The following is a 5495-nucleotide window of genomic DNA, read 5'->3' on the forward strand; positions in this document are numbered from 1 at the left end:
GCCGGGAGGTCCCTGAAACCGGAATCTTTCGGCGGGGATCTCCCGCCCCCTCCCCGGACGGGCCGCCCGCCTTTGCGCACTTTGACCAGCCTCCGCCCCGGCCTCCCCGGCTCTGTCGGGCAAAACGACGATTTTTGGAAAAGCGTTTGACATGGGCCGAGGAGGTGCTACAATAAGGAAATGCGCAGTCTGCGCAGCAAAAAAACGCAAAGCCCCAAGGAGGCGAAAAGGATGAAGTTTTCCAGCAAATGCGAGGCGTGCAGCCTCTCCCCCATTCGGAAATTCCACCCCTATGTGGTGGCGGCGGAGGCAGCCGGGCGGCGCGTCCTCCATCTGAACATCGGACAGCCCGACGNGGAGACCCCCCAGGCATTCTTTGGCGCCGTGCGGGGCTTTCAAAATTCCGTTCTGGCCTACGCTCCCGCCGGCGGCGTGGACGCGTACTTAGAGGCCGTGCGGAACTATTACCAGAGCTTCGGCGTCTCCCTGGCTCCGGAGGANATCCTGGCTACTTACGGCGGCAGCGAAGCCCTTCAGCTCACCGCCGCCTGCATCCTGGACGACGGGGACGAGGTTTTGATTCCCGAGCCCTTCTATCCCAACTACGACACCTTCATCGGCGTCACCGGCGGGAAAATCGTGCCCATCCCCACCACAGCGGAAGAGGGCTACCGCTTCGCCAGCCGGGAGAAAATCGAGCCCCTCATCACCCCCCGCACCAAGGCCGTCATGATCACCAACCCCGGCAACCCCACCGGCGCGGTGCTCACCCGGGAGGAGCAGCGCCTCCTGGTGGACATNTGCAAGGAGCACGGCCTCTTCCTGGTCAGCGACGAGGTCTACCGGGAGATCATCTACTCCGGGGAACCCCTCAGCTCCCTGCTGAAGTTCGAGGACGCGGCGGAGAACATCATCGTCACCGACTCCATCTCCAAGCGCTTTTCCTCCTGCGGCGCCCGGGTGGGCGCGCTGATCTCCCGGAACCGGCACTTTATGGAGCTGGCCATGAAGATCTGTCAGGGCCGCCTCTGCGCCGCCACGCTGGACCAGCTCGGCGCCGCCGCCCTCTACCAAACCATGACGCCGGAATACCTGGCCTCCGTCCGGGACGAGTACGGCCGGAGGAAGGACGCTTTGGTTGCGGCCCTCTCCAAGCTCCCCGGCGTTACCCACAGCTCCCCGGAGGGCGCGTTCTACGTCNTGGCCACCCTCCCCGTGGACGACGCGGAAAAGCTCCAGTACTTCCTCCTTCAGGAGTTTGAGGACCAGGGCGAAACCGTCATGTACGCCCCCGGCGAGGGCTTCTACGCCACCCCCGGCAAGGGGAAAAACGAGGTCCGCATCGCCTACGTCACACAGCCCAAGGAGCTGACCCGGGCCATCGAGCTGCTGGGCCTGGGCATCGAGGCGTACAACCGGAAAAACGGCAGGTAAGCGGGAGGGCCCTTCATGATTCGCCATATCGTCATGTGGAAATTCCGCCCCGGCACCGAGGCGGAACAGGAACAGTTCCTCAGCGGCCTCCGGGCCCTGCAAGGGGTTGTCCCCCAGCTTCTTCAAAGCGAGGTCGCCCGAAACGTGGGGGCCGGGAATTACGACGCCGTGCTGGTCAGCGAGTTTAACAGCCTGGAGGACCTGGAAGCCTATAAGAACGACCCCCGGCACAAGGCGGTTTCCGCCCTGTGCAAGTCCATCCGGGAGGACCGGGTGGCGGTGGACTACGAGGTTTTATAAAGTCTCGACATCAATGCCGCCGTATCTATAAAGAGCCGCGCCGTGAAATCACGGCGCGGCTCTTTTCAATTTGCAAGAAGCTCAGCGGCTGCGCCGCAGGGCCTCCAGGTCTCCCGCCTGGATGGCCCGGAGGCTTTTCGAGAGCTTTTCCAGGGGCNAGTCCCACNACCGCAGCTCCAAAAGCGCNTCGATGGTCTCCCGGTCAAACCGCCGCCGGATAGGCCTGGCGGGAACGCCGCCCACGATGGTATAGGGCGGCACATCCTTGGTCACCACGGACCGGGCCGCCACGATGGCCCCGTCCCCGATGGTGACGCCGGAGAGGATCACCGCTTCATAGCCGATCCACACGTCGTTCCCGATTACGATATCCCCCCGGTGGTCCCAGGCCTCCGTCACCTCCATCCCGTGGCCCCACTCCTCGTAGAAGATGGGAAACACATAGGTGGACAGGGAGCCCAGGGCATGGTTGGCGCTGTTCATCAAAAACCGCGCCCCGCAGGCGATGGAACAGAACTTCCCAATCACCAGCCGGTCGCCGTTGACGGGGTAGTGGTACAGCACGTTGTTCTTTTGAAAGTCCCTGGGATCGCGGGCAAAATCGTTGTAGATTGTAAAATCGCCAATTTCAATTCTTGGATTCTGGACGGCGTTTTTCAGATAGATGGTTTGGCTGTCCCCTGTCCTGGGGTACAGCTTCGTGGAAGCCGGAATCGTCATGGAATCTTCTCCTTTTTCATTTGACGTTAGTTTGGACGATTCCGGCTCAGGCAATGCAGCGCCTCACCCGCTCCCACTCCCTTCGATTTTAAAGCACGTTTCTAAATATCGCGGCAAAACCGCCGCTCTATCCCCGCAGCAGCGCCGTCCGGGCGTCCAGCTTCCCGTTCTCCAGCGTCACGACGCCGTAGGTAGGCCGGGCGTAGTCCCCAATGCTGCCGGGGTTTAAAAACAGCGTCTTCCCCCGCATGTCCACCAGGGGCTTGTGGGTGTGCCCGAACAAAAAGAGATCCAAATCCTTCTCCTCCGCCGCCAGGCCCGCTGCCAGCAGGGACTGCTTCACGCCATAGGTGTGCCCGTGGCACAGCAGCACCCGCTTGTCCCCCAGGCACAGCAGCTTCTCCGCCTCCCGGGAGCCCCGGAAATAGTCGCAGTTGCCATATACCTGCTCAAAGGGCAGCTCCGGGAAGCGGTCGTGGAGCCGTTCCCCGTCCCGCCAGCAGTCCCCCAGGTGGAAAACCATCCGGGGCGCCTCCCGCTCCACGGCCTGGATCATATTAAAAATATTCCCATGGGAATCGGACAAAACCAGCACTTTCATAACGGTGCTCCTCCTCTCCGCGTTCAGCGCGGGGCTTTCCCTGCTTCCTCCGTCAAATAGTAAACATCAGTATAGTAAAGTCCTTCCGAATTTGCAAGAATCCGCGGACCAAATTTATACTTTATTAAGAATTTGCCCGGCATGTTTGCAAAACCCGCCCATTTTTCCAAAAGCCTTTCGCTGCCCCGGGACTGCCTGTTTCCCGGGGCCCTTTCGTATTACTCGATATGGCGGAGGTACAGGACCTCCCGGCCAGCCGCTCCCCCACGGTCAGGACGAGGGTATCCCATCCGGGCCGATCCAGGGCCTCCGTCCAGCGCCCGGCGGGGATGCCGTCCAAGTACGCCTGGGGGACAATGCCCCGGTAGGCGGACTTCCAGCTCTCCTCATAAATCCGGCGGACTTCCAGGCGGCTCTCCGTCTCCCGCAGCGGCCGAATCTCCATCCTGCCCCTCCTTTTCCCCAATCAGCGCCAGCTTTTTCCGGCGGTCCAAGCGCTTGATGGCCGCCTCCCGCCGGAGGGCGGCGGATTTGTCCGCCGCTTCCTCCCGGTAAACCGGCTCCACCGGCAGGCGGCTCCGGGTGTACTTAGCGCCCCTGCCGCTCCGGTGGGCTGCCAGCCGCCGGGGCAGATCGTTGGTGCAGACGGTGTAGAGCGTNCCGTCCCCGCAGCGGAGGATGTACACCGTCCAGCCCATGCCGCCGCCTCCCTTCGTTCTCTGGTTCCGGGAAACACTATACCATACCGGCGCTTCAAATGCAAAGGCCGCATAGGGACTTCCNCGGTTTTCATAGGTTAAGAGGAGAGGGCGGGCATCCCGCTCCCAAATTCGGTCCGCCGCCAGACGGGAAAGCGGCAGCCGGGGCCTCGGGCTCCGGTAAGGAGGTCTTATGCTGTCCGCCGCGCTGCTGCTGTTCGCCAATACGCTGCTGTTTTCCCTGCGCCTCTCCGGCGGCGGGTCCTTCCCCAAGCCCCTGACCGCCGCCGAGGAGCGGGAGTGGCTGGAAAAGTATGCCCAGGGGGACCCGGAGGCCCGGCAGGTGCNCATTGAACGGAATTTGAGACTGGTGGCACATATTATTAAGAAGGGGTGAAGCGGAAGGAAAAATTTTGTGCGGCGGGGGCAAGGCTGTATTTCAACGGCACAGCGGCAATATGGTATATCATTATTCTGTTACATTCCGGTGTCTCCGATTCTCTTAGGTCCTGTCCAGCCTTGCAATAACGTCAATCTCCGAGATTTGCTTTTTGGTCCCACTATCGATGCCGAAGAGAAGGCGTGTATCCTATAGCAATCCAATAAAATAACAGTGAATTGACTAAAGGTGTAGAATGTTTTCAGAATGTGACAGACATGTTACACAATAAGGTGCGAAGACTACTGGTGCAGACATATGAAAAGACCCACGATGCGCAAACAGTAGCAAAGTGTTTCCAGGTTAGTACCAGTGTCAGTGCCGATGATAAAATGTAAGAAAACACCGAGGGGAAAATGTAGGTTTGTGGCGGAGGAGGAGAAAAAAAGATAGACTCCCAATAGGGCACAAAAGAGCCCGGAAAGGGAGTCAGAAAATGAAAGGAGCACAGTGGATGCACATCCGAAGCGAGAGACAAAAAGGGCTGAACTATGTGGAGCTGGGACGGAAGTACCACATGGACCCGCGAACAGCAAAGCGGTACGCGGAATTGCCGCAAAAGCCGGAGTACACATTGAGCGAACCCAAGCCAACAAAGATGGCTCCGTACAAGCAGATCGTGGACGAGTGGCTGGAAGAGGCGCCGTACTTGGCACGAGGATGGGAAGTGGAGAAAGCCGTACTGTTTTCTCATGATACTGGGGTACTCAAGGATGCGGTACATCGAATTTGTCACAGATATGGAGCTGTTGACAAAGTGCCTGAAATATAGAGACAAGGGAGATTTCAGGCAAGAAAAGGACGCCTTTCGGCATCACACCGAGTGCTTAATCATTCTTTTGAGGTTCAAGGCCGCGGCGGAAAGGAGACAGTGGTCCTCCGCTGCCTCTAAACCTCGCCGCAGGAGACGCGTCAGGTTGTGTCCCCATTTCTGTGCGGCAAAAGTACCCTCACACCAGATCTGCCGCTGNTTCAGNGCCTCCCGGTATTCCGGCTCCCATCGCCTGGAGAAATGTTCTTGAACAACCGTCTTGAAATAACTGTCCTGAAGCTTTCTGGCGCCGGCCTTGTCCGTCTCATTCAAACATTTCTGCCGCAAAGGACAGCTGCCGCAGTCTTTCTTTTCCGCCCAGTATTCCCAGAACAGCCCGCTGCCGCTTCGATACAGCCGCTTACGCCGCAGTTCTTTCCCGTTAGGGCACAAGTATACGTCCCGCTGTTCATCATAGGGAACCACTGATTTAATCGCTGCGGGCAAAGCGAATGGCGCGAAAAAGTTTAAATTATTGCAAAAGCATAGCGA

9 protein-coding genes are annotated in these 5495 nt (G+C 59.2%); 4 read left to right on the top strand and 5 right to left on the bottom strand.

Features of this window, described 5'->3' with window-relative positions:
• The first annotated feature begins 231 nt into the window (after positions 1 to 231).
• Both JX325_RS12135 and JX325_RS12140 read left to right on the top strand, forming a co-directional pair.
• Entirely contained in the window at positions 232 to 1434 is a 1203-nt protein-coding gene (locus tag JX325_RS12135; RefSeq protein WP_204791373.1) for a pyridoxal phosphate-dependent aminotransferase, read from the top strand.
• A 15-nt stretch (positions 1435 to 1449) separates the two neighbouring features.
• On the top strand, positions 1450 to 1734 hold the full coding sequence (locus JX325_RS12140; RefSeq protein WP_204791374.1) for a Dabb family protein: 285 nt from the start codon (positions 1450 to 1452) through the stop codon (positions 1732 to 1734).
• An 81-nt stretch (positions 1735 to 1815) separates the two neighbouring features.
• Here JX325_RS12140 and JX325_RS12145 read toward each other — a convergent pair whose 3' ends face one another.
• The 4 genes from JX325_RS12145 to JX325_RS12160 form a co-directional block, all read right to left on the bottom strand.
• Positions 1816 to 2454: a CatB-related O-acetyltransferase gene (locus JX325_RS12145; RefSeq protein ID WP_204791375.1), complete on the bottom strand. Its 639-nt coding sequence runs from the start codon at positions 2452 to 2454 to the stop codon at positions 1816 to 1818.
• Positions 2455 to 2581: 127 nt separating this feature from the next.
• Positions 2582 to 3055 carry a metallophosphoesterase family protein gene (locus JX325_RS12150; RefSeq protein WP_204791376.1) on the bottom strand — a complete coding sequence of 158 codons (474 nt, stop codon included), beginning with the start codon at positions 3053 to 3055 and terminating at the stop codon, positions 2582 to 2584.
• A gap of 124 nt (positions 3056 to 3179) precedes the next feature.
• Complete coding sequence (locus tag JX325_RS12155; protein WP_204791377.1) at positions 3180 to 3500, bottom strand: hypothetical protein; 321 nt, start codon at positions 3498 to 3500, stop codon at positions 3180 to 3182.
• Complete coding sequence (locus JX325_RS12160; protein WP_204791378.1) at positions 3442 to 3753, bottom strand: GIY-YIG nuclease family protein; 312 nt, start codon at positions 3751 to 3753, stop codon at positions 3442 to 3444. The genes JX325_RS12155 and JX325_RS12160 overlap by 59 nt, the downstream gene beginning before the upstream one ends.
• 193 nt (positions 3754 to 3946) lie before the next feature.
• Between JX325_RS12160 and JX325_RS12165 the strand changes: the two genes are divergently transcribed.
• Positions 3947 to 4150 carry a sporulation sigma factor SigK gene (locus tag JX325_RS12165; RefSeq protein ID WP_204791379.1) on the top strand — a complete coding sequence of 68 codons (204 nt, stop codon included), beginning with the start codon at positions 3947 to 3949 and terminating at the stop codon, positions 4148 to 4150.
• Between the two features lie 496 nt (positions 4151 to 4646).
• Positions 4647 to 4964 carry a hypothetical protein gene (locus tag JX325_RS12170; RefSeq protein ID WP_204791380.1) on the top strand — a complete coding sequence of 106 codons (318 nt, stop codon included), beginning with the start codon at positions 4647 to 4649 and terminating at the stop codon, positions 4962 to 4964.
• A gap of 42 nt (positions 4965 to 5006) precedes the next feature.
• Here the strand turns inward: JX325_RS12170 and JX325_RS12175 are convergent, their stop codons facing one another.
• Entirely contained in the window at positions 5007 to 5429 is a 423-nt protein-coding gene (locus JX325_RS12175) for a transposase (RefSeq protein ID WP_243414070.1), read from the bottom strand.
• Positions 5430 to 5495 lie beyond the last annotated feature (66 nt).

It is taken from the genome of Oscillibacter sp. CU971 (assembly GCF_905219725.1).
Lineage (GTDB): Bacteria > Bacillota > Clostridia > Oscillospirales > Oscillospiraceae > Oscillibacter.

Excerpts from the sequence above, each read along its gene's own strand:
- JX325_RS12140 (WP_204791374.1), top strand. The coding sequence starts at position 1,450 with ATGATTCGCCATATCGTCATGTGGAAATTCCGCCCCGGCACCGAGGCG.
- JX325_RS12150 (WP_204791376.1), bottom strand. The coding sequence starts at position 3,055 with ATGAAAGTGCTGGTTTTGTCCGATTCCCATGGGAATATTTTTAATATG.
- JX325_RS12155 (WP_204791377.1), bottom strand. The coding sequence starts at position 3,500 with ATGGAGATTCGGCCGCTGCGGGAGACGGAGAGCCGCCTGGAAGTCCGC.
- JX325_RS12170 (WP_204791380.1), top strand. The coding sequence starts at position 4,647 with ATGCACATCCGAAGCGAGAGACAAAAAGGGCTGAACTATGTGGAGCTG.